Here is a 23,153-nt window from a genome sequence, read left to right as displayed (position 1 = left end):
GCACAGCTTTAAGGCACTCAGCGTAAGTGTCTAAGACCCATTCGCGTGACACAGGTTTTTCTCCATGTGAGTACAATTGGACGCCTTCTACGTTGGAAATCTCTTGCATGAGTTTGAAGGCAACCTGTTCTGGCGAGTTTTCCCCAATGTGAACTACAGCGTTATCGGCCATTCTCGAATCTCCTTTAAACGGAGTCCGAGGGTGCATTTACGTTAGTGGTTTGTCAAATATACAATCGCCAATAGTTTTGGCCCGCCCCGTCTCACGCGGCGTAATCAGAGCCTTCCGCGTCGAGAATCGCCATCAGTTCCGCCAGGTGTCGGTCGCCCTGCTCTGGATAGTCTTCCATCTCCCGCGCGGTCTTTTCGGCCACCTCGTCCGACAGCACCCGCAACGTCTGGCCCGTCTGCAACGCGCGGATATACGTCTCCGCCGCCCGCTCGAAATAATACATCCGGTTAAAGCAATCCGCGACCGTGTCACCCATCACCAGGATACCGTGGTTGCCCATGATCATAACTTTCTTGGACGGATCCCCCAACATCTGGGCACAGCGCTCGCCCTCATCCTCGAAAGCAAGCCCGCCGTAGCCGTCGTCGATGACGTAGCGGTTGAAGAAGGTGGCGCAGTTCTGGTCGATCGGCGGCAGAGTGCTGTCGGCCAGGCTGGCCAGCACCGTGGCGTGGATCGAATGCACATGCATCAGGCAGCGGTGGTGCGGACAGGCCCGATGCACCCCGCCATGTAGCCCCCATGCAGTCGGATCCGGCGCGCCGGGCCGGTCCAGCGTCTGGGGATCTTTGGCGTCGATCAACAGCAGGTCCGACGCCTTCACCCGGCTGAAATGCACCTGGTTGGGGTTCATCAGGAATTGCGTTCCGTCATCGTTGACCGACAGGCTGAAATGGTTCGCCACAGCCTCATGCATGTTCAACCGTGCGGTCCAGCGAAACGCCGCGGCCAGCTCGACCCGCTCTTTCCAGTGGGCAATGTTGGGGGTGGTCGCGGTGTTGGTCTGCAACATGATACATCTCCATTCCGGGTTTTTTCAGCACCCTGCGCCAGTGCGACCGAAGTTGCAATCTGCGTGACACCCACGTCACGACAGCCAGCAGCATAGCGAAAGAAAATGTGGCCGCGCGGCGGCACGACGAGGCACATGGGGCCCCTCACGCCGAAACAGGGTCTCCCGCAAACATCTTCAGCTTCGTTCCGGCCTCTTTCAACGCTTGCCGGACATGGTCCGCGATGTCGACAGCGGTGGGCGTGTCGCCATGCAGACAAATCGTATCGATCCGCGTGGGAATGCGCTTGCCGCTTTCCGTGATGATCGCCCCGGCCCCCACCATCTCGACCATCCGCGCGGCAGCGGCCTCGGGGTCGTGAATGACGGCCCCCGGCTGGCTGCGATCAACCAGCGTCGCGTCGTCGTTATAGGCGCGGTCGGCAAAGATCTCGCAGGCCGCCCGACAGCCAAGTTCGGCCACCGCCTCCTGCTGCGCCGTGCCCGCCAGCACCATGATGATAAGCTCCGGCGCGACCGACAACGCGGCCTCGTAACAGGTCATCGCCACCGCCTTGTCCTCCGACGCCATGTTGGCCAGCGCCCCGTGCAGCTTCAGGTGCCGCACCTCGGCCCCTTCCGCCCGCGCAATGCCCAACGCCGCACCCAGCTGATAGCGCACCAGGTTACCGAGGCTCTCTGCCGGCAGGGACATCCGACGCCGCCCGAAGCCCTGCAGATCGGGAAACCCCGGATGCGCCCCGATGCCCACACCGCGCTCTGCCGCCGCGCGCATTGTCTTGGCCATCACGTCCCAGTCCCCGGCGTGCTGCCCACAAGCGACATTGGCCGAGGTCACGATATCCAGCACGGCAGCGTCGTTGCCCATCACCCAGTGGCCAAAGCTTTCGCCCATATCCGCGTTCAGGTCCACCGTCGTCGTCATGTCTCTTTCACCTCCTAAAGCTCTCGTCCGGCCGTGGCACCGCTGATCAGCTGGTAGGCCAGAAGATTTCGTATGTCATGCGGGTCGCGCACCAGCGGTGTCAGCGCCGATCGCAGCCCCTTGCGATGCGTTGCGGCACGGCGCTCGGCCTCCACCGCCTCTTCGAGCGTCACGAACCGGAACCGCAGCGCCGTGCCAGGCGCAGCCTGCACCACTGTCGGCAGGTCGCATGGCAGTACAGACGCGATCCGCGGGTATCCCCCCGTTGTCTGGCACTCGCCCAACAGCACGAAGGGCGCGCCGTCGCCGGTGATCTGAATGTCCCCGGGCACCACCACTTCGGACAGCACACTCAGGCCCGCATCGCTATGAAAGCCCTCGCCGTCGAAATCCAGCCGCACCCCCATGCGGCTACCTCGCGCATCGCGCTTGAACCGGGTCGTCTCGAACCGCTCGATCTGGCCGGCGTCGAAGAAATCCGTCTGCAGGCTCGGCACGACACGCACCGTGCCCCCCGCGAAGCGGGGCTCGACCGGCAGCAGCCGGTTCACCTCCACAGGGGCGCTCTCCTCGCCGATTTCCAGCCGCGCCTCGGACTCAACCGCCGATCCCAGCCCACTTGCCACGTGAACGCTGCGCGACCCAAGGCACGTTTCGCCGGCAAAACCGCCACCCACGTGCAGATAGCCGTAACTGCCCGCCTCGGCCCCGCCGATGGTCAGCCGCGCCCCGGCGGGCAGGGCATGGCTGGCGTGCCAGGCCACCCTTGTGCCGTCGATGGCCGCCCGCATCGGTGCGCCGGTCAGGGCGATACGCATGTCGCTGTCCGCTTCGAACTCGCCGCCCATCCCCGCCATTTCCAAAGCGGCCAGCCCGTCATCCTGTCCCAAAAGCGCCGCGCCCTCGGCCAGCGCCAACCGGTCGGCGGCACCGCCCGGCGACAACCCAAACCCCATGTAGCCCGGCCGCCCCCGGTCCTGCAGCGTCAGGCCAGGGCCCGCGCGGCGTACGATCAGCGCCCGGCTCATGTCACCTCCTTCGCGCGGGCACCGCCATCGGGATCGTCCTTCATCGCCTCAAGGCGCTCCCGCGACACCGGCTCGAACCGCACCGCGTCGCCCGGGCGCAGCACGAAGGGCGTGTCGGCCTCGGGCCGGAACAGCCGAAACCCGGTCTGCCCGATATGCCGCCACCCGGTCGGGGTGGAAACGGAGAACAGCACCAACTGCCGGATCGCAACCGCCAGCGCGCCCTCGGGGATGCGCTCGGTCAGGGCCTTCTGGCGGGGGATGTCCCAGTCCGGCCCAAGCTCGCCCAGATAGGGCTGACCGGGGGCGAACCCGATGGTCTGCACCCGCACGACCGTCTCCGAGATCGAGGCAATCGCCTCGTCCGCTGTCATCCCCGCCGCCGCAGCGGCCTCTTCCAGCTGCGGCGCAAGGTCGGTGCCGAAGACCGTCGGAATACACCATTCCCGCCGCCCCTGCGGCAGGTCGGCTTCGTACCAGTCGCGATCCTGCAACAACGCATCGAGATCGGCGCGCAACCCGGCGTGATCGCGGTGCACCGGATCGAACCGGACATAAGCCGAGACCAGCGATGTGGATGTCTCCTCCACCCCCTCCGGCGCCGCCCGGTCCAGCGCGGCGCGAAAGGCCAGCGCGGCGCGGTTGGCCGGCTCGCTCAGGCGATCGCCGAAGCTGACCAGCATCCCGTCCACTCCAACGGTGCGGATCCTCGGCCAGTCCGATGCGGCCACCTGCTCTGTGCCAGTGTCGCTCATCCTACATCTGCCCCGGCAGGAAGGTGACGATGGATGGGAAGACCGAGATGATCACCAGCGCCGCCACCATAAGCAAGAAGAACGGCAAGGCCGCCTTGGCCAGGTAAAGAATGTCGCGCCCGGTCAGCGATTGCAGCACGAACAGGTTGAAGCCCACGGGCGGCGTGATCTGCGACATCTCAACCACGATCACGAGGAAGATGCCGAACCACATGGGATCGATCCCGGCCTCGTTCACCATCGGCATGATCACGGATGCCGTCAGCACCACGACCGAAATCCCATCCAGGAAACAGCCCATGATGACGAAGAACACGGTCAGCGCGGCCAGCAGCGTGAAAGTCGACAGCCCCAGCGACCCGATCCATTCCGCCAGGATGCGCGGGATGCCTGTGAACCCCATCGCGACGGTCAGGAACGACGCACCCGCCAGGATGAAGGCGATCATGCAAGACGTCACGGTCGCGCCCATCAGCCCGTCGATGAAGCTCTGTTTCGTCAGCGTCCCGGTGCTCCACGACAGGATCAGCGCCAGCACCACGCCCACCGCGGCGGCATCCGTGGGCGAGGCGAGCCCGGCATATATCGAGCCGATCACGCCGAGGATGAGCAACATGACCGGGATCAGCCGCCGCGACCGGCGCAGCCGCTCAATGAAACTCACCGCCAGCGACTCGTCGGGCAGCCGCGCACGGTTCAACAGCGCCCACAGGATCACGTAGCCCAGGAACAGCCCCACCAACAGAACGCCGGGCAGGACGCCCGCCACGAAAAGCCGCGCGATGGATTGCTCGGTCGCCACGCCATAGACGATCAGGATGATCGACGGCGGGATCAGCAATCCCAGCGTGGCCGAGCCGGCCAGTGTGCCGATCACCATCTTTTCGGGATAGCCCCGCTGCGTCAGCTCCGGGATCGACAGCTTGCCGATGGTCGCCGCCGTGGCGGCGGACGACCCAGAGACTGCGGCGAAGATCCCGCAGGCGAAGACGTTGACATGCAAAAGCTGCCCCGGCAGCCGGTTCATCCAGGGCGACAGGCCCGCGAACATGTCGTCCGACAGGCGCGAGCGGAACAGGATCTCACCCATCCAGATGAAGAGCGGCAGCGCGGCCAGCGCCCAGTTGTTGCCATGCCCCCAAAGCGTGGTCGCCATGACCAGCCCCAGCGGCGCGTCGCTGAACAGCGCCATGGCGGCGATGCCCACACCCAGAAGCGCAAAGGCCACCCACAACCCCGCGCCCAGAAACGCGAACAGCAGGACCAGCAGGATGATCGAAAGAACCGTGACGGACATGGGCGCACCTCACTCGTTGAGAAGGTTTTCGCCCTTGCCGGTCCAGCTGGCAGAGCGTCCGCGCAACAGCGCGACAAGCTCGTCGGTCAGCGCGATGGCAAGAATGATCAATCCCAGCGCCACCGGCACCTGCGGGATCCAAAGCGGCACCGACACCATGCCGGAACTCTTGTCGCCGAACTCGTGCGACTCCAGCACCAGCAGGATCATGAACCACGCGGCATAGGCGGACATGACAAGGCCGATCGCGGTGACGACAATTTCCAAAGCGTGTCGGCTGCGCTCCCCCAGCGCCTGCGTGACCAGCGACACCCGAATGTGCCCGCCGGCCCGCAGCGTATAGGCCAGCGCCAGGAAACTCGCGGCGGCCAGGAAGAACCCGGTGAAATCGGCGTAGGACGGGATCGTGACCCCAAGCCCCTTGCCCGTCAGCCCCACGGTGATCTTGTCGGCCAGGTTCAGCGCCACCTGCGCGAAAACCAGCACGACGATGGCAAGGATGAAAAGCGCCGCCAGCCCGCCGGCCGCACGGTAAAGCGTGTCGAGAACGCGCCGCATGAGGTGTCTCCCTGTTTGGATGAAGGATGGCCCGGGCGCGACTTGGCGCGCGCCTCGGGCCGGTATGCGTGCGTCAGCCTTCGTAGGCGTCCAGAAGCTGTTGACCGGTCTCGCCGGCCTCTTCCTTCCACGCTTCGAGCATCTGGGCGCCGATCTCTTGCAGGCCGGTCGTCAGTTCCTCGGACGGCTCGACCACGGTGATGCCGTTGTCTTTCAGGACCTGCGTCATCTCCTCGGCTTCGGATTTGCTCATCTCCCAGCCGCGCGCCTCGGCGGCCTCCGCGGCTTCCAGCACGGCGGTCTGCGTGTCCTCGTCCAGACGGCGGAAGGACCGCTTGTTCACCACGACGATGTTCTTCGGAATCCACGCCTGGATGTCGGTGTAATGCGTCAGGAAATCCCACGCCTTGGAATTCACCCCGGTCGAGGGCGAGGTGATCATCGCCTCCACACGCCCGGTGCTGAACGCCTGCGGAATATCCGGCACTTCCACCTGCGTCGGCGCAGCGCCGGCCAGGTTCGCGAACTGCTCCAGCGTGGCGTTGTAGGTGCGGAATTTCAGACCCGCCAGGTCATCGACCGACGTGATCTCCTTGGTGGTATACAGCCCCTGCGGCGGCCACGGCACGGCGTAAAGCGGCATCAGCCCCTGCTCGTCCAGCAGCTGCGTGATCACCTCTTCCTGCGCGGCCCACAGCGCCTGCGCCTCGTCATAGCTGGTGGCCAGGAAGGGCAGCGAATCCGCCCCGAAGACCGGGTTGTCGTTCGCCAGCAGCGACAGGAAGAACTCGCCTGCCGGCACTTGACCGCTGCGGACGGCCTTGCTGATCTCGGGGTGCTTGAACAGCGAGCCCGCGGAATGGACCTTGATCGCCAGGTCGCCGCCGGTCGCCTCCTCGACGTCCTTGGCGAACTCCGCGATGTTGACCGTGTGGAACGTGGCATCCGGATAGGGCGTCGGCATGTCCCACGTCTCGGCCTTGATCGGCAGGGCCAGCGCCGCCACGGCAACCGCCGCGCCACCCAATGTCTTCATCAGTGTCATCACATTTCTCCCTGTGAATTATTCAATGTCGGAATATTGACGATACGCTTGCAATTTGTCAACGTTTTGTCAAATCGGGTTTGCTATCGGCGAATGGCTTGGCCCACTCATGCAGCGGCAGGCCAGCCTACGCGGCCACCCTCAAAGCATTGTGCGACGGCTTTGAATGTGAAAAAGTCAACGAAATGCCAGCGTTTCGCCAAAGAAAGAAGGGCCGAAGAATGGAAAAATCCCAATCGGAAAACCGCCGTATCGTCTCCTCACGCCATCTGGCCGAGGGCGAAGGCTGGGAACTTTCCGAATTCGAATTCGGCCTGATCATCGCCTACAACGCGTTCTCCCGCTGGATGACTCGCTGCATGGCCGCCGCCGGACAGGGCGAGCTCAACCCGCTCGACATCCTGATTCTGCACAACACCAACCACCGCAACCGCGACAAGCGCCTGTCCGACATCTGCTTCCTGCTCAACATCGAGGACACGCACACCGTCAATTACGCGCTGCGAAAGCTGTCCAAGGCCGGTCTGATCGTGTCCGAAAAGCGCGGCAAGGAAGTGTTCTATCGCACATCGGACGCGGGCAGCGCGCTCTGCCAATCCTACCGCGACGTGCGCCGCCAATGCCTGCTTGACGCGTCCGGCGGCACCGGCCTGAGCGGCGAGGAACTGCGTGAAATTGCCCGCATCCTGCGCGGCCTTTCGGGCCAGTACGATCAGGCCAGCCGCGCGGCCGCCTCACTTTAGCACCCCTCGATTTTCCCGGGGGCGCGGCGCCCGACTCCACTGCCGCGCCCACCACAACTCGCGCTCACCCCTTTCACGAACCATCCGCTCGAAATACGTGAGCGCGGAATGGAGCTTTGTCAGGTTGCCGGCTCGACCGGGTAAGCTGCAACAAGCCGCCTATACGCGTGATCAATCCACAAAGCCGCCGCAGCTCGGCCCGCAGACCTCCGGGCTCCGGGGCGTAAGGACCTGCCTCCTCTGACGTGTCGGCGTTGAACGCCCAATTCCGAAATCCTCGCCGGCTTCACCTCGGGTGCGCTCGCTGATCACCGAAGTCTTGATAAGCGCGAAGCAAGGCGCTTATTCCTCGCGGAAGGCGCGCTCGAATTGATCCATGAGTGGCCTTGCAAAATAGGACGCGGCTGTTTGCTCTTGTGTCGAAAGGTAGATTTCTGCAGGCATTCCCGGCAACAGGACGAGGCCGTCCAGCCGGTTCATCTCTTCAGGCGGAATATCAACATTGCCGATGTAGAACGGCTCGCCGGTTGCGCTCGAAATAGTGGTCGCAGGTGATATCTGCGAAATCACACCGAGGATCTCGGGCGTCGTACGATGGTTGAACGAAGAAAAGCGAATGCGGGCACTCTGATCGAGATAAACCTGGTCAATCGAAGTGGTGGGCAATTGCACCTCTATCCGCAATTCTGCGGACGATGGAACAATCGTAGCCAGAACTTCCGCCGGCGTGATGACACCACCTTCGGTAAAGACCGACAACTCGTTGATGCGACCGGAAATCGGTGCACGTATCTCGGTCCGTGACAGCCGGTCCTGCACAGCTGTCAGCCTGTCGGACAATTCCTGTATGCGTGTTTCCACAATCGAGAGTTCCCGCTGCGCCTCGTTCCGGGCGACCTCGTCCACCGAGAGGATACGCATCTCGATTTCGCTAATACGGGAACCGGAGCGCGCGATATTCGCGTCGAGTTCACCAAGTTTGCCGCGCATCTGAACAAGCTCGCGTTTCGCCTCGTCAACGCGCGGCGTCTGGATCAAACCCTTCTCGAACAGGCTGACAACCCGATCATGGCTTTCCTCGACCAGCGCCAGTTCATCGACCAGGGCAGAACGCTGCGATTCCAGTGCCACAATCTCCTCTTCTACCTGCACGATGCTGAGTTCAAGTTGCTCGCGCTGGTTGGTGCGGTTCTTGATATTGCCGGCGTGCAGACGAAGTTCCCCTGACATCAACTCGCTTTGCTGCGGGTCCGCACTGGCGAAGCGCTCGGGGAAACGGATTTCTTCCTCGCCGTCACGATCAGCAATCAGTCGGGCACGCCGCAGTTCGGCCTCGTCAAGCTGAACCGACAAGATCGACAGTTCCGCACGGGACTGTGCGTCGTCGAGACGAAACAGAACTTGTCCGGCCTCGACCTCATCGCCTTCGCGCACGAATATCTTCTCGACGATTCCGCCGTCGCGATGCTGAACCTGCTTCAGGTTCTGGTCCACCTTCACGGTGCCCATCGCGATCACCGCGCCGGTAAGGTTTGCGTTGAACGCCCATGCGCCGACGCCACCCAACAACCCGAACATCATGGTCACGCCCAGCACGATGCGTCCGCTGATCTTATCGAAGGCGGCGCTGCGATTTGTCTTTTCCGAATTGCGTTTGGCATCACTCATTTGAAGTTTCCCTCGCGTTCACTTTAACAGCCTTGTTCGACTATCAGAATCTGGTCTGTTTCAATTGTCAGTTCAAAGTCGACAATCCGGTCCCGGTCGAGGTCGACTTCGATAATCGTTCTGCGATACGTGTCAGTCCAATCGTGGCGAAAGGTCAGTTGAGGTTCAGCTGCGTTGACCTCTTCGGCGTAATCTTCCAGATCTTCCTCTATGCGCTCTTCCAGCGATCTCTGTGCTTGGCGGATCTCCCTGTGACTTGCACCCGAACCGATCCAAATGCGGTCGTCGTCATCGAAATCCGTGATCATGTAGGACGATGGCATAGAAGAGACCGTGTCGCCCTGCTGGAACTCATACGTGTCGGCACCACCGTTCCCGGACATGACGGCGTGCCCCTCACCGGCGACGAAATGGTCGCCAAAATTGCTACCCCTGTAATGCTCGAAGTCGTCAAAGCTGTCTTCGCCAACACTTTCGCCAGAAGCTTTTTTCACGATCAGGTCAAACTCGACTGCTTCGCTTGCCCCGGAATAATCCAATTGGTCGTGACCATCGCCACCAAGGTAGGTGTCGTCGGCGTCATCATCGTCGGCGATCACCCGGTCATTGCCGGCCCCACCCTCGACGGTATCGGCCCCGTCGCCACCGATCAGGATGTCATCGCCGTCGCCTCCGACAAGGCTGTCTTGGCCGTCCTCGCCCGACAGGACGTCATCACCGACGCCGCCATCAAGCCGGTCGGCACCTTCCCCGCCGAACAAAACGTCATCCCCAGCGTCCCCTGAAATATCGTCGTCGCCGGCTTCGCCAAGGATCAGATCGTCGCCGTCCTCACCGGAAAGCAGGTCATCGTCGGCGCCGCCCGAAACCACGTCGGGCCACGGGCGGTTGGCGCGTTTCATCCAGAGACCTTGGCCGCGACTTCGAAGAAGACTTGAGCCTCCATCCAGACGGCATACAGGATTTTGGACCAGAGACCACGATGACACCTATCGACGTTGTTGAGGCATTCGGCGACGCCCGCTCGCCAAAAGCTGCCGCGTTCTGGTTGTGCGATAAGGTTGGGAAGTCACCTGCGTCCCTTGGCTGGAATGAAAAAACCGGGCGTGCGGCAAATGCCGATCAACAACCGCGCACAGGACAGACCATTGAAATCGACCTGAGCCACGACGCGCTTGCGACGGACCTTGGTAGCCAGGATTTCGACCAGAACGGCAGATACGCCGCCATATGGAACAAGTGGCTGTTCTGGAGTGGTTCGCGATGGGAGGCCGACGACAAGTTGGGCCACCTCACCCGCACGCGCGCCTTTCTTCGGGATCGTGCCAGTGACCTTGTAGAGGCCTCAGAGCACAAGGCTGCAAAGCTCGACCAGGACAAGGGCGAAAGTGAAGGCGACAAGTTGCGCCGCTGGGCCAAAGAGCAGGCTCGCGCACTCCGCAGCAAAGTCACTGTTGCAGCGGTGGAGAGCCTTGCGAGGTCCAATCCGGCGAGTGTGGCGGGGGCGGAAGACTTCGACGGCGACAGGATGCTTCTGGGCACTCCTGGCGGTACGGTTGACCTGCGCACCGGTCGGCTTCGCAATGCACTGCGCACGGACAACATCACCAAACTGACGGCATGCGCTCCTGCTCCAACAGGCAAGCAGCCCGAACTATGGCTTCGCTTTCTCAATGACGTGTTCGCGGGCGACCAGGAGGTTATCTCCTTCATGCAGCGCGCAGCAGGATACGCCCTGACCGGCCAAACGACCGAGCATAAGCTGCTGTTCCTTTACGGCACGGGCCGGAACGGCAAGTCGGTCTTCCTGAACACGCTGTTCGACCTCTGGGGCGATTATGCGCGCAGAGCGGCGGCAGAAACCTTCCTCAACAGCGCGGTAGAAAAGCACTCCACCGGGCTTGCAGGCCTTCAGGGCGCGCGTCTGGTGGCGGGGTCGGAGCTACCGGTAGGAAAGACTTGGGACGAGTCGGTCATCAAAGACCTGACCGGCGGCGACCGGATGACCGCACGCTTCATGCGCGGCGACTTCTTCGACTTTGATCCTCAACTGACCCTGATGATTGCAGGAAACAACCAGCCATCGTTCCGGGGGGTCGATGAAGCAATCCGGGCACGCGTGGTCCTGGTCCCCTTCACAGTCACTATCCCAGCCGAAAAGCGGGATCCTGACCTTGCCGACAAGCTTCGGGTAGAAGGTCCGAAGATCCTTCGCTGGGCCATTGACGGCGCTGTCGAGTGGCAGAAGCGCGGTCTGGATGTACCAGCCAGCGTGGCGGCTGCCTCGACCGAATACATGGATGACGAGGACACTTTGGGACAATTCCTGTCCCACGAAACCGTCTCAACGCCTGACGGCTTCGTAACGACCAGCGAATTGCACCAGCGGTTCGGTTTCTGGTGCGAACGCCAGGGGCTGCACCCATGGACGCTTCGTACGCTGCAAAAAGACATGAAATCAAGAGGTTGGCCTGATACGCGGCGAAACCACGGTCGCGGATTCCTCGGCCTGAGACTCAAGGGGTGACGGAAGTGACGGTTTGGCCCTTATCCACCGTATACGCGCGTGCGCACACACACATACGCGCGCGCATACGGTCTATATGTAGCGAAGTGTCACTTCCGTCACCCTACCCGTCCGCCGCCACCACGGTGGCAAGAAAGGGGGTGCATGATGACACGCAAAAACGACCGTAACAGCGGAGCGAATACGGAAGGTCGCAAGCCCGACGGCACCTTTGCCCCCGGCAACCCTGGGAAGCCCAAAGGTTCGCGGCACCGGGCGACACAAGCGGTGCAGGAACTTCTCGATGCAGATGGCGAGGCCCTGACCCGCAAAGCGGTGGAACTGGCCCTAGAAGGCGACACCACGGCGCTGCGTCTCTGCATGGAGCGCATAGCACCCGCGAGGAAAGACACGCCGGTCAATTTCGACCTCCCGGCCATGAAATCCGCAAAGGACGCCTCACAGGCCGCTCAGGCGGTCCTACAGGCCGTCTCCAAGGGTCAGCTAACCCCGCTGGAAGGCGCAAGCGTCATGGCGCTGGTGGAAGGCTACAGGAAGGCACTGGAAACGACCGAACTGGAACAACGGATAACAGCATTGGAGGCAGCAAAATGAGCAGGCTGAAATATCGCATCAATGCGCTGGAAGGGAGTGCCCTATGGGGTGACCAACAGCGGATAACTTTCATTGCCACCGGCGTGCCGCGAGACGGCAACGATGGCAAGGGGGCAAGTATCGCCATACGAGCCGATGGCGTCACGGAATGCCGTCAGGGCAAAGAGACTGAACAAGCTTTTCTCAAGCGAGTGGGCGGTGCTGCGTTGGCCCCGGAAGGGGGTGTGCAATGAGTGCCCTCAGAAAGCGTGTTGACGGGCTTGAAGCGCGAATGCCGCCAGATCCGGACGCGCTCTTTATCGAGCGCATTGTCGTGACACCGGACACACAAGCCGAGTGGGTGCATTCGCTGTGGGGCGACGGTGTGCGTCTCGTCCGGGCGAGTGACGAGAGCGAAATCCGGTTTCGGGCAAGGTTCGAGGCAGCACATCGCCCTGTCGCCCAGGCAAAGCGCAATACCCTGAACCAGGGGAGGCTTTTCTGATGGATGCATTCAGAATTTATCCCGCGACCCGTGCGCAATATGCGCCTCAACCGGGGTTGTTGAACATCTCGATGGATTACAACGCATCGCCAGGTGGCAGTGCGCGGGGGACGGAAGTTGTGATTCCAGACAACGCCTCACCGGAAGTGCGCGCAGCGGCTGAGCGCTACAACAGAAACGTAGCTGCCTTCGCTGCCCGTCATGGCATCAACAACTATCCCATCAGGGGCGTTCGGACGCGCTCACAGAACAAGCGCGGGGTTCCGCATACCGTTCACACGGAGCCGTTTTTCAACAGCGACCGCGCAATGCAGGAAGCGGTGAAGGCCAACGCCGAAGAGTTCGCCGCAATCTACAAGGACGCCTTTGGCGGTCTTTCCAACGCGAGGCTGATCGCCCCGCACGGCGTGGGGAACGACAGAGGCGCGGCGTCGCCAGTATTCGGCAGTGAAACCGACTTCGGTCTGATGCTGGCTAACGCAGCCTTGGGGAGCGATTACCAGCTTCCTGACACTCCGGCGATGGTTGCCGGAGACACAATGTCAGCACTTGGCATTACGTCACCTTCCGGTTCACCCGGACAATCAAAACAGGAGCAGTCTATGAACCTACTTAATTTATCAACGCGCGACTCCGCGCCGGGGCAGGAAAACCAGCCGTGGTGGAATGACGACCGCCGCGCCCGCCTGCAAATGGCGCTGGAGGGCATGACGCTCAACCCCAACAAGGGGATCATGTACGCAGCGCAGCAGGGGCTTCAGGAGCGGGCTGACGCGCGAAAGGAAAACCGGGTCGAACAGAAACAGGCAAAGCGCGCTGAACGAACGATTGCCGCAATGCAAGCGATGGGCGCACCGGCAGAACTCATCGCGCTGGCAGAACAGGATCCGGTCGGGGCATTCAGCCTCGCCTGGGAACACAAGAACCGCCAGCCCAAGAGCGTCACGCCTTATTCGGCGGCAGGCAAGCTGACTTCCGACTACAGGTCGGGCTTGATCTCGGAAGATCAGTACCGCAGCGGAATAACAGCGCTTGAAACTCAAGGTGGCGACTCGGCAGCCGAAGAAACGATTGGCCGCATCATGGAGGTACGGAACCCTCAGACAGGTCAGCCCTTCACGCGACAGGAGGCCATTCAGATTGCTGACCTGTACACCGTCAGCCACCACCCGCAGACCGGCGAAGCCCAGTTGATCAACAAGGCTACAGGTAGGCCTGTAGGCGCAGCAGACCAGCCAGACACGAGCGATGGTGTCACGGTCCCGGCACTAGAGCCTAAATCGCCTCAGAATGTTGGAGACGTACCGTCAGCATTGGGCGCTCAGGGCATCGGGAAAACCTTCGTGAACCGGGTTGGCGATTTCTTCGGCGCGGGCCTTGCATTCCCGGAGGCGGAGGAAGCGCGAAGCGAACTGAATAATCTGTCGACCCAGACAATGCTGACCCTTTCGGGAGAATGGTCTGGCAGGCCCTCGAACCTGACACGGGAAAGGATCGAGGCACTTACGGTCAAACCCAATGAGTTCTTCACCGGGAAAGACAGTGCGCTGATCAAGCTGCAGGACATGCGGGATTTGATCGGTGAAGCCATGATTTCCGCCGACCGTGTTGAACGCGGTCAGTTCTCACCCACGCAGAAGACCGAGGCTCGGCAGAAGCAGCGCGCACTGGACCAGCTTTATAGAGCCTATTCCGCAATCATTTCCAACCTCGAAGGCGGTTCTGGTTCCGGAACAACCTCGGGCGGCATCAAGTGGAGCATCGAACAATGACGGATCAAGTCACACTCAACGTCGAGGGCCGCAATGTGAAGGTCGATAAGGCCTTCCTGGACCTGTCACCGGAAGAACAGCAGGCAACCGTCGAAGAAATCGCAGGCAACCTTTCCATAAACCGGCGCGAAGATGGCTTTATGGGTCAACTGAACCAAGGCATTGCCGAAAGCGTCGGTGGCTTGGTGGACTTCATCAACCCCTTTGACACGCCTGCCGTTGCAAACGCCGTGGGCCTCGATTTCAGCACAGGGTCAGCAACCACTGGAATTGAGAATGTAATGGACGCAACCGGGGTTCGCCGTGCTCAAAATGATCCAGAGACACTCTGGCAAAGCGTGGGCCGGGGTGCCGGATCTGCCGCAGGTTCTGCTGTACCGGCGGGGGCAAGCGCTCGTGTACTAAGTGGGGCCAAGGGCTTGCTTGGTAGTGTCGCGGACGACGCTGCCCAAACGCTTAACACTGTCCGGGGCGCGTTTTCTGAACTCATGGCCGGGGGTGCCGCCAGGGCCGCTGAGAACGCTGCTGAAAGGGCGGGAGCGCCTGAGTGGGCGCAGAACACCGCTGCGATTGCAGGCGGGGTTGGCGTCGGAGCCCTGCCTTACGCGGCCTCAAAGACGCCCAGTGCCATCGGCGCGCGCAAGCTTAGCGGTGCACTCAAAAGTGCAATGATGCCCTATACCGAACAGGGCGCAATGGAAGTGGCGCGGCGTAGGGTTCAAGAACTGGCAGGCGGGCCTGAGAGGGCCGCAGAACTGGCACGTGGAATTCAGGCCGGATCGGAAATCAACCTGACGCCGGCACAACGCACACAAGATCCGAACATGCTGGCCCTTGAGCAAACTGCAGCCCGGCAGAACCCCCTGCTGCGCGAACGGCTCGAGGAACGCATGAGGGGAAGTGTTCAGAGTGCCGAGAGCGGTATCCAGGATATGGGCGGCGATGTCACCGCAGCGCAGGGTTTCTTCCAGAAACGTCGGGCAGATGCCCGTGCGGAGATTCAAGGGCATGTGGATCGTGCAACGGAAGGTGCCTTGCGACCTGAAGCGCGCAACCCGGAAAGCCTGAACAGCCAACGTGTCGCGGAACAAATCCGACGAGCCGAAAAGCAAGCTGACATAGAAGAGGCACGGCTTTGGGAGGCTGTTCCCAAGGGCGCACAGGTCGGCACGGTAGCGGCGCGGCGAGTTGCCAATGAACTGATCCAATCGACGCCCCGTGCCCAGCAGGATGACATTCCCGCGAAAGTCCGTGAACTTCTTGGGGAGGGAAGCAACGCGCCTTTCGGTGAGTTCGAAACCGTTTCGGAAATGCATGGTCTTTACTCGGAACTTCGCAGGGTCGCGCGGTCTGCGATGGCCGGAACGGATCAGAACCGCAACAAGGCAAGGATTGCGAACAGTGTTGCAGATGCCATCTTGGACGACCTCGGGGCCAATGCCGGTCAGACTCCTATCGGTCAGGCAATCGACGCCGCGCGCGCCTACAGTGCCGCGAAGCATGAAGTCTTTGACCAGGGCACGGTTGGCAAGCTGCTCAAGCGCACCCTGGATGGAGATGAGCAGATTGACCCACGCATGACCCTTGAACGCTCGGTCGGTCGAGGTGGCACGGTCGGCAGCGTTGCACTCGACGACTTGGGTCGGGCGTCGAACACCAGCGGTACTCAAAGCGCCATCGAGGATTTCTTGCGCTCAAGGTTTGACCGCACGGCCTTCAAGGCTGACGGGTCTTTCAACGATACGGCAGCCCGGAACTTCCTGCGGGACAACGCCGAAACACTTGAGCAAATGCCCGCGCTGCGGGATACTCTTGCCCAGGCTGTGCAAAGCCAGACGCGGGCCTCTGCAACATCAACGCGCGCAACTCGCGTGTTCAAGGACATGGACAATCCGAACAAGTCCTCAACCGCTGCCTTTGCCCAAGCCGTACCGGAGAGCGCAGTTGACCAGGTATTTAAGTCGAAAAGGCCCTCGCTATCGGCGCGACAACTCGCGGCCACGGCTCGCAAGGACAAGAGCGGGGCGGCTGTGGACGGCCTTAAAGGCGCTTTTGGCGATTATCTGATCCGTCGCAGCATGACTTCAGGCGGCTTGTCCGGTGACAAGATGCGGGACTTTCTGCAAACGCCAGAATACCGATCAGCCCTTATGGCCGCATTCGAGCCGCCGGAAATCAGGCGACTGGACATGATCGCGGCGGAACTCAGAAAGCTTGATACGGCCCGCAAGGCGGCTCCCGATATAGGAGCACTGTCAAATCGCTCGCCAAATCGAATTATCGAATACGCCGCCCGGATAATCGCGGCGCGGCAAGGCGCTCAGGCTGGCGGCTCCGGTGGCGGATCTATCCAGACGGCGCAAATGGCGTCCGGGCGGGTCAAGGCGTTGTTGGGCAACCTGCAGAATGACAAGGCCGAGCAGCTGCTGATGGATGCAGTAGAAGATCCAGAACTGTTCCGGCTGCTCCTAGTGGATCCGGGGAGTGTTCGCTTGAAGCTGCGGGAACTGAACAAGCTGGCTCCCTATTTCACCGGCGCGGCTGCGGGAACTGCCGAAGAACGGGAGCAATAGCCTTGTCCATGAACGATGAAGCCCCCGGCCTGATTGCCATGGAAGATGGGCGCGTTTCGCTTGAACTCGCCCTTTTTCACTACGTCACCACGCCGCCAATCACCAACGATGCGGAACATGCACTGTACATGGCGCAAATGGCTGAAATGCTGGAGCGCCAGGAGGTCAATGCGACCCCCGAGGCAGAGGCAATGGTCTGGGCAGTGATGGATCGGATTATGGACTACGACCTTCGGGATCGAAGTGCGTTGGATGATCCGTTCGCCAACAAACACGAGGAAGAAACGACATGAGCACAATGACGAAACGTATCTCTCGACTGGAAGGCAACCGCACTTCCAGGAAAGGCTGGGTTCTTGCGAACGTCCCCGTGAATTGGCCGGAAGAGAGATGCCTGAGGCGAGCCTTCGAGTTGCTGCAGGATGACCTCGATCAGGCCGATGCGACGGTCGACTTCCGTAGGCAAGAAGGTCTGTCAGACGTGTCCATCGTGTACGCCACAGACGACCTTTCCAGGACGCTGAGCAGCGTGGCTGAGCAGCGAAGGCGTGTTGGCGTAGAAGATTGATGCATAACGTATTATTCTGCGGGATTTTCGATGTTCGGTCAGACCTACGCCTCCTGCCATAGCTTAGGGCAACCGCTGCGAAAGTCCGGTCCGTGCCAAGCTGCGCCATACATGCTAGCTCAAACTCGAGCCGTTATGTACTGTACATCGGACTACACCGCCATGCGGGTAGAACGAGCTCAACCCAACTACGAAGCTCGTCCTTTCCGCGCTGGAGTTTGCCACCGTGAAGTTGAGCAATCTTTTTCGCCAAGGGGAGGCCAAGGCCAAGCCCGCCGACCTTGCGCGTGTCCACGTTTTCGCCGATGGCGAACGGGCGGTCGGAACGATTGACTTGCTCCTCGGAACAGCCGGGCCCTTCGTCGGAGCATACCAGTCGCAATGATTGATCATCTGCCAGTGCTGAGAACAGTTCGATTTCTCCCTCACCATGGCTGGTTGCGTTTGCCAACAACGAAGACAAAGCTAGGAACAACTGTTCGCCATCTGCGCGGATTGTTCCGACTTCGGGCGAGCAATATGTGTCGACCTCGCGCTGCGCTGCCGTGATCATCGGTTCTATCGGTGCAGCAACAGACTCTAGAAACGCGGCGCAGGGAAAGTTGTCTTCTGCAAGGATAAGTTCGCCATTTTGCAGTTGGGTGAACTGCAAGACGCGCTCGATTAGCCTGTGGAGGTGCTCGCCGGAGGAAATAACGGCAGAAATCGCCCGTTCGGAAAATTGCTTTCTTTGCTCGGGCTCCATCTCAAGCTCACCCGCAACATTCGCTTGCAAGAGCTTGGCGTTGCCTAGAAGCACGGTGAGAGGTGATCGGAATTCGTGACCGATCAAGGCCAGAAATTCCTGCTGCGCATCATTCATTATTTCCTGACGAGCAGACCGATCCCCAAATGAGCGGGCGGCATGTTGCGTTTCAAGATGCGTAACGACCTCTGCCGCTAGGCTCTGAAGTTCGCTTATAGCCTCTTCGGAAGGGGCGGCATGCGGCGCGACATCGATTGCACAGACTGTGCCAACCCGAAATCCTGAACTCAGCACAATCGGTGCTCCCGCATAGAACCTGACGTTTGGGCTCTGGGTCACAGCTGGATGGGTGCGGAACTCGGCGTGCTCGAGCGTGTCAGGAAGCATAAGCGGTCGATCCGACATGATGGCGCGGGAACAAATCGAATAGTCTCGTGGTGTCGACTCTAAGTCGATCCCGGTCTTGCCGAGAAACCACTGGTGGTCCGCTTCCACGATTGACACTAAGGCGGCTGGCGTGCCAAAAATTTCTGCTGCACGCTCTGCGACCTTCTGCACAAATGCTTCACCTCGTCGTTTCGGATCGACAACCTCGTGCACTTCCCTGAGGCGAGCGTGTTCATTCGACGCAAATTCTGCTTCGTCCGCACGGCTGACCTTAGACAACCTCGGGAGCCTCTCAGAAGCGGCACGGGAGCGCAAATCGGAACAAAAGCAGCAAGTATTCAGTTGAGCGGCAAGTATTCAGTTGGACCCGCATTAAACTCGACCCAAGAGAAAAAATGAAGTGGACACACGTTTACATAGGATATGCATTCTTGCTGACGTTAGTTTTGGGTTTTGTGCTCGTAACAGGGTGATGTATCGCTTAAACTGGCGATCACAGGCAGTCTTATGGCTATTTCTGCCTCTCACTTGTTTGCTTCGTGCCAACAGACTGCAGCTCCCTCGCCGTTCCCCACTTCGCGAAGTAGTCCTTGGCTTCGTCACTGAGCCCGTACTTCGCCACGTAGGCCGCAAGGATCCGCTCTGCTTCTTCCAGTCGCTCTTTGATCATCTGTAGCTCTCCTCTGCGGGGAGTGTCGCCTCGAAAGGTTAATAAACCGTTATCCCGACGCTGATGGTTGAACACCTCGGCAAGCGGAAAGAGTTGTGGGACGCGAGGCAACAAAGTGATGCAACTTGCACCACTTTAACCGGGCGGCAATAAGCAGTTCGCCTCGGAAACCGCTTCGGCAACGGGTGTGGACAAGCGAACCGTAACCGTGCTGTCGCCCGCGCCGATGAGATATCCGCCTAAAATTATGAAACTGCTGGCAAGATTGAGACGTCCATGTTTGGCTATGTGCGCACGAGGAGAGTTCAATGCCAGATGATCCACCAAAGCTCGACAGGCTACGTCTGCAAAGGACCAAACTTGCCGAATTCGGCACCTTCGCCTTTGCGTCTGCGGATCTCGACGAAATTCTTATCAAGGCATGCAAGGATGCGCTCGAAGCCTTGGAACACGAAGATGCGAAGATAAAAGTCCTTGAGCATCGGCCAGACTCGAGCGACTTTCTCGTGAGGTCCGGTATCAATTGGCCCGAAGGCGTTGTCGGGCAAGAAACAATCGGGGCGGACCTCGACTCGCCCGCAGGTTATGCGCTCGTGAGTGAAGGTCCGGTGGTGTCTCAAGACCTTTCGCAAGAGACGCGTTTCCGCACACCTTCATTGTTAAAGCGGACCGGTGTTCAATGTATGGTCAACGTGATCATTGCAGGTCGCGACGCGCCATTCGGCGTTCTCGAAGCTGATGGACTGTCGCCAAACATGTTCGATGAAGAGGACGTAGACTTCCTGCGCAGCTTCGCAAACCTTATCGCGGCGGCTATCGAGAGAATGCGTCTTCGCGAAGCGCGAGAGCGATACGCGCGGGAACAGCGCATTCTCGTTGAAGAACTAGGACACAGGGCAAAAAACCTCTTCGCACTTGTTCAGGCTGTCGCGAACCAGGTTGGGACGGACGGTGTGACAGCCGAAGATTTCAAACAAACCTTCATCGGACGGCTGGGTGCATTGGTAAAGGCAGAAAACTTGATGTTTGAAGCTGGCTACAGTGACGTCAAACTTTCGGAGGTAGTTGAGGTTTTGCTGCTTCCCTACCAAGCCGATTCCGAAGAACGTATCTCTGTCGGTGGACCCACAGTATTCCTGCCCTCTCGATCCGCACGGATGTTGGGCCTGGCATTGCACGAGTTGGCCACCAATGCGTCGAAACATGGAGCGCTTAGTGAGCCCGGCGGTACGGTAGAGGCCCGGTGGACGGTTGACGCCGGGCAAGGCCGTATAACTTTTTCTTGGGCAGAGCACGGCGGCCCGCCGGTGAAGAAATCCGAGCGGAAAGGGTTCGGTTTACGGTTACTTGAACAGATTTGCCCTGCCGAACTCGGAGGGGACGCGGAACTAAGCACAAACATCGAGGGTTTGGTATACACGTTAACCTTCTCCGCACACGAATGAATGCGTAACCGCTTATGCCAGCTCCAAAAGTCCTCATCGTCGAAGACGACGTGATCATAGCATTCGGATATGTGCACGTGCTCGAAAATCAGAGCTATGAGATCCTTGGCACCGCAGGAAGCAATGCACAGGCACTTAAGCTTCTCCACGAATGCAGCCCGGATGTCGCTTTGCTGGACGTAAACCTTAATGGTGAGGAATCCGAGCCTGTGGCATCGGCATTGGCAAATTTAGGCGTGCCTTTCCTCGTATTGACGGCCACGCCGAGCGCTTCAATCTCTGGATCCAATCTGCGCTCAGCCCCGATGCTTACAAAACCGGTGTCCGACGCCAGCTTAGTTGAAGCCCTGCGAGACATTAAACACTTCTAATTCCCTCGATTGGCTGGGCAGGTGTGCGCGTAATGATTGCGGGTGACACAGCTTACATGTCGAGAGCGCCTGCAAGATTAACCAGGGATTTTTGGTTTCTGTCCCCATTACTCCGCAATACGATAACGCCTTGCGTTGAGATTGGTAATGGAAATGTTGAGCGGGCATTTTCAACAAAAACCGTTACTGGCTTCAATAAAATCCGTACTGGCAACGTGTTGAAACGTGGGTTCTCTGGCGTTGCTCCAAGCGAGCTTAGTCAAACAATGACCCTAAGATTGCGAGTAGCATAAAGGCGATCAGGAACCCTAGTATCGTTGACCCTATCGTTCCGATTGCGGTGGGCGGTTCGATTTCGAAAAACGTTCTCAGAGGCTCCTGAGAGAGCACCCAGTCACCCGGCCAGGTCCACCCCCAGGCTATAGCACCCCAAACGTCAGAAATCGTGAAGTCTTGGCTGCAGTCGATCCCATTCAACCCAGGCCAGCGAAAGCGCTCCCCCGGATTGAAAGCCTCCATCTGCCTCGCGCATTCTTTCCAGTTCATTCAGAAACTCCATGATCGGCTTGCGAGTCTCGCGTCTGGTCAACGCTGGCTCTTGGAGCACCATGCTGCACATCACTTACAGCTTCGATCAAGACCCCGCCGCGCCAGCCTGGTCTCGCCCACGAACGCTTGGCGATTGGTTTCGACTAGACTTTCTCTAATGGAACGGGACCTGTGTGTTGTCCCCGCCAACCTGAAATTACTCGTCGATCAGCCATTACGCCTCGGTATCCAATAAGAAAGAAAATTAGAACTTCACATAGCCATTGAGAGAGTTGCCATGTCTCATAGAGTTCGATCCCGGAGAAGCTCCTATCTTGCTCAGCGTGGACGATAGAGTTCCGTACTTTCGTCAGCATCTGAAAGCCATCGGCTCCATTAAATGACTTCGCACGTTTCGAAAGCCGGTCCGAATGTTCTAGAGGATCTGATTGGAGCGAGACAAAGGACGCCGCCGCACGCAGTTTGTCGTGAAAGCTGATCCGATCATTGAGTAACGACTTAGACCAACCCGCTCTACTCTTCAAAATATGGAATACCAATACTTCCAAGGCTGTCTGGGACGCAGCAATCGCGATTTCACGGCTTTTCGGTTCAGAACTGTTCGCAACACGATAAAATTCACTGGCCCTGAGGATAGCAGCGCCGTCGCGATCATCGCCTAGTCCGATAGTAAAAGTCCGAATAAAGTCAGGCAGGTCTTTTCTACAGCCCAGGTCATACCAAAAAGACTTTCCTGCTAGTTCGTCAGTTTGTGAGAAACCCAGATATTGAAACTGTGCTCTTCCGTGTTTGTTTAGGCCGGTCGCATGTCCTATGCCACAGCTACCGCCGCGAACAAACGAAAGCGCTCTCGCAAACCGATATAAAATTCTCCAGGCGTCTGACGGCGGAATTGTAGCCAAGTCTTCTCGCTCAATTGTCACCATGCCTGTCGCGAAAAATTTATTCTCAGGTAAGCTCATATCCTGAAAGCGGTTTTTCGCACTTTCAAATTGCGAGTAACGAAACTTAACACCATTTGAAGCAAGCTCCAGGCCGAGGCCTCCAAGGCGCAAATCAGGGCCATTTAGAACCACCGCTTCAACGGAATTTGCCTCCCCAGATAAAGAAGAAAGCGCTGGCTCTGTTTGCGGCTTAAAGATTAGATGACCGCTGCCATCAGAATTGAATTTGCGGCTCAAGCAAAGGAATTTAGTGCATTCGGGAAAATCGCGGGGCTTGATATTTGGTTCACCAGAGCCGACGAAAAGGCCGAGCCCGGGGCTTTCCGACAACTCCATTTTCATTTGAATTTCGAATGTAGGACCGTAGCTGAAAGTGACAATTTCATTTGGAAGGCTCATTTCACCAATTTCGAGATCAGTTGGGATCTCAATAGGTGTTTGAGGCGGAGTGCCTTGCTCAAAGTTTGATGTTCTATACAC

The 23,153-nt window shown here is 59.5% G+C and carries 23 protein-coding genes; 11 read left to right on the top strand and 12 right to left on the bottom strand.

The genetic code is table 11. From position 1 onward, the window contains the following. Positions 1 to 263: 263 nt before the first annotated feature. The 7 genes from RBB18_RS13955 to RBB18_RS13925 form a co-directional block, all read right to left on the bottom strand. Complete coding sequence (locus RBB18_RS13955) at positions 264 to 1,025, bottom strand: class II aldolase and adducin N-terminal domain-containing protein (RefSeq protein ID WP_274593137.1); 762 nt, start codon at positions 1,023 to 1,025, stop codon at positions 264 to 266. 145 nt (positions 1,026 to 1,170) lie between these two features. Continuing rightward, positions 1,171 to 1,950, bottom strand: coding sequence for a LamB/YcsF family protein (locus tag RBB18_RS13950; RefSeq protein WP_306111504.1), 780 nt, complete (start codon positions 1,948 to 1,950; stop codon positions 1,171 to 1,173). Between the two features lie 14 nt (positions 1,951 to 1,964). Further along, positions 1,965 to 2,978 (bottom strand): biotin-dependent carboxyltransferase family protein, encoded by a 1,014-nt coding sequence (locus tag RBB18_RS13945; protein WP_103763189.1) that lies wholly within the window; start codon positions 2,976 to 2,978, stop codon positions 1,965 to 1,967. Further along, positions 2,975 to 3,733, bottom strand: coding sequence for an allophanate hydrolase subunit 1 (locus RBB18_RS13940; RefSeq protein ID WP_103763188.1), 759 nt, complete (start codon positions 3,731 to 3,733; stop codon positions 2,975 to 2,977). Before RBB18_RS13940 ends, RBB18_RS13945 begins: the two co-directional genes overlap by 4 nt. 1 nt (position 3,734) lies before the next feature. Continuing rightward, positions 3,735 to 5,030 carry a TRAP transporter large permease gene (locus tag RBB18_RS13935; protein ID WP_306111505.1) on the bottom strand — a complete coding sequence of 432 codons (1,296 nt, stop codon included), beginning with the start codon at positions 5,028 to 5,030 and terminating at the stop codon, positions 3,735 to 3,737. Positions 5,031 to 5,039: 9 nt separating this feature from the next. After that, positions 5,040 to 5,588, bottom strand: a complete 549-nt coding sequence (locus RBB18_RS13930) for a TRAP transporter small permease (protein ID WP_103763186.1) — start codon at positions 5,586 to 5,588, stop codon at positions 5,040 to 5,042. A gap of 73 nt (positions 5,589 to 5,661) precedes the next feature. Beyond that, positions 5,662 to 6,633, bottom strand: a complete 972-nt coding sequence (locus RBB18_RS13925; protein ID WP_306111506.1) for a TRAP transporter substrate-binding protein — start codon at positions 6,631 to 6,633, stop codon at positions 5,662 to 5,664. Between the two features lie 221 nt (positions 6,634 to 6,854). Between RBB18_RS13925 and RBB18_RS13920 the strand changes: the two genes are divergently transcribed. Beyond that, complete coding sequence (locus tag RBB18_RS13920; RefSeq protein WP_103763184.1) at positions 6,855 to 7,376, top strand: winged helix DNA-binding protein; 522 nt, start codon at positions 6,855 to 6,857, stop codon at positions 7,374 to 7,376. 342 nt (positions 7,377 to 7,718) lie between these two features. Here the strand turns inward: RBB18_RS13920 and RBB18_RS13915 are convergent, their stop codons facing one another. Further along, positions 7,719 to 9,044 carry an HlyD family type I secretion periplasmic adaptor subunit gene (locus tag RBB18_RS13915; RefSeq protein WP_103763183.1) on the bottom strand — a complete coding sequence of 442 codons (1,326 nt, stop codon included), beginning with the start codon at positions 9,042 to 9,044 and terminating at the stop codon, positions 7,719 to 7,721. A gap of 23 nt (positions 9,045 to 9,067) precedes the next feature. After that, a complete protein-coding gene (locus RBB18_RS13910; protein WP_306111507.1) occupies positions 9,068 to 9,946 on the bottom strand; it encodes a calcium-binding protein in 879 nt (292 codons plus the stop codon). An 80-nt stretch (positions 9,947 to 10,026) separates the two neighbouring features. On the opposite strand from RBB18_RS13910, the gene RBB18_RS13905 reads away from it, so the two are divergent. The 8 genes from RBB18_RS13905 to RBB18_RS13870 all read left to right on the top strand — a co-directional run bounded on the left by RBB18_RS13905 (position 10,027) and on the right by RBB18_RS13870 (position 17,562). Next, positions 10,027 to 11,571, top strand: a complete 1,545-nt coding sequence (locus RBB18_RS13905; RefSeq protein ID WP_306111508.1) for a phage/plasmid primase, P4 family — start codon at positions 10,027 to 10,029, stop codon at positions 11,569 to 11,571. A gap of 147 nt (positions 11,572 to 11,718) precedes the next feature. Further along, positions 11,719 to 12,165, top strand: a complete 447-nt coding sequence (locus RBB18_RS13900) for a DUF5681 domain-containing protein (RefSeq protein WP_306111509.1) — start codon at positions 11,719 to 11,721, stop codon at positions 12,163 to 12,165. Then, positions 12,162 to 12,398 (top strand): hypothetical protein, encoded by a 237-nt coding sequence (locus RBB18_RS13895; protein WP_306111510.1) that lies wholly within the window; start codon positions 12,162 to 12,164, stop codon positions 12,396 to 12,398. The genes RBB18_RS13900 and RBB18_RS13895 overlap by 4 nt, the downstream gene beginning before the upstream one ends. Continuing rightward, the gene (locus RBB18_RS13890; protein WP_306111511.1) at positions 12,395 to 12,649 is read left to right on the top strand and encodes a hypothetical protein; all 255 of its coding nucleotides are present in this window, start codon (positions 12,395 to 12,397) and stop codon (positions 12,647 to 12,649) included. Before RBB18_RS13895 ends, RBB18_RS13890 begins: the two co-directional genes overlap by 4 nt. Then, positions 12,649 to 14,421: a hypothetical protein gene (locus RBB18_RS13885; protein WP_306111512.1), complete on the top strand. Its 1,773-nt coding sequence runs from the start codon at positions 12,649 to 12,651 to the stop codon at positions 14,419 to 14,421. The genes RBB18_RS13890 and RBB18_RS13885 overlap by 1 nt, the downstream gene beginning before the upstream one ends. Next, positions 14,418 to 16,994, top strand: coding sequence for a hypothetical protein (locus tag RBB18_RS13880; RefSeq protein WP_306111513.1), 2,577 nt, complete (start codon positions 14,418 to 14,420; stop codon positions 16,992 to 16,994). The genes RBB18_RS13885 and RBB18_RS13880 overlap by 4 nt, the downstream gene beginning before the upstream one ends. Before the next feature lie 8 nt (positions 16,995 to 17,002). After that, a complete protein-coding gene (locus tag RBB18_RS13875; protein WP_306111514.1) occupies positions 17,003 to 17,287 on the top strand; it encodes a hypothetical protein in 285 nt (94 codons plus the stop codon). After that, on the top strand, positions 17,284 to 17,562 hold the full coding sequence (locus RBB18_RS13870) for a hypothetical protein (RefSeq protein WP_306111515.1): 279 nt from the start codon (positions 17,284 to 17,286) through the stop codon (positions 17,560 to 17,562). Before RBB18_RS13875 ends, RBB18_RS13870 begins: the two co-directional genes overlap by 4 nt. Positions 17,563 to 17,695: 133 nt before the next feature. On the opposite strand, the gene RBB18_RS13865 is transcribed toward RBB18_RS13870, so the two are convergent. Further along, complete coding sequence (locus RBB18_RS13865; RefSeq protein WP_306111516.1) at positions 17,696 to 18,973, bottom strand: GAF domain-containing sensor histidine kinase; 1,278 nt, start codon at positions 18,971 to 18,973, stop codon at positions 17,696 to 17,698. 232 nt (positions 18,974 to 19,205) lie between these two features. Next, positions 19,206 to 19,364, bottom strand: a complete 159-nt coding sequence (locus RBB18_RS13860) for a hypothetical protein (protein WP_306111517.1) — start codon at positions 19,362 to 19,364, stop codon at positions 19,206 to 19,208. A gap of 308 nt (positions 19,365 to 19,672) precedes the next feature. Between RBB18_RS13860 and RBB18_RS13855 the strand changes: the two genes are divergently transcribed. Both RBB18_RS13855 and RBB18_RS13850 read left to right on the top strand, forming a co-directional pair. Next, on the top strand, positions 19,673 to 20,809 hold the full coding sequence (locus RBB18_RS13855) for a sensor histidine kinase (protein ID WP_306111518.1): 1,137 nt from the start codon (positions 19,673 to 19,675) through the stop codon (positions 20,807 to 20,809). 14 nt (positions 20,810 to 20,823) lie between these two features. Continuing rightward, on the top strand, positions 20,824 to 21,180 hold the full coding sequence (locus tag RBB18_RS13850; RefSeq protein ID WP_306111519.1) for a response regulator: 357 nt from the start codon (positions 20,824 to 20,826) through the stop codon (positions 21,178 to 21,180). Between the two features lie 692 nt (positions 21,181 to 21,872). On the opposite strand, the gene RBB18_RS13845 is transcribed toward RBB18_RS13850, so the two are convergent. Continuing rightward, the gene (locus RBB18_RS13845) at positions 21,873 to 23,153 is read right to left on the bottom strand and encodes a hypothetical protein (RefSeq protein WP_306111520.1); all 1,281 of its coding nucleotides are present in this window, start codon (positions 23,151 to 23,153) and stop codon (positions 21,873 to 21,875) included.

Source organism: Roseovarius sp. MMSF_3298 (assembly GCF_030733705.1).
Taxonomy (GTDB): Bacteria; Pseudomonadota; Alphaproteobacteria; order Rhodobacterales; family Rhodobacteraceae; genus Roseovarius; species Roseovarius confluentis.
This window is presented reverse-complemented; position numbering and strand designations above follow the sequence as displayed.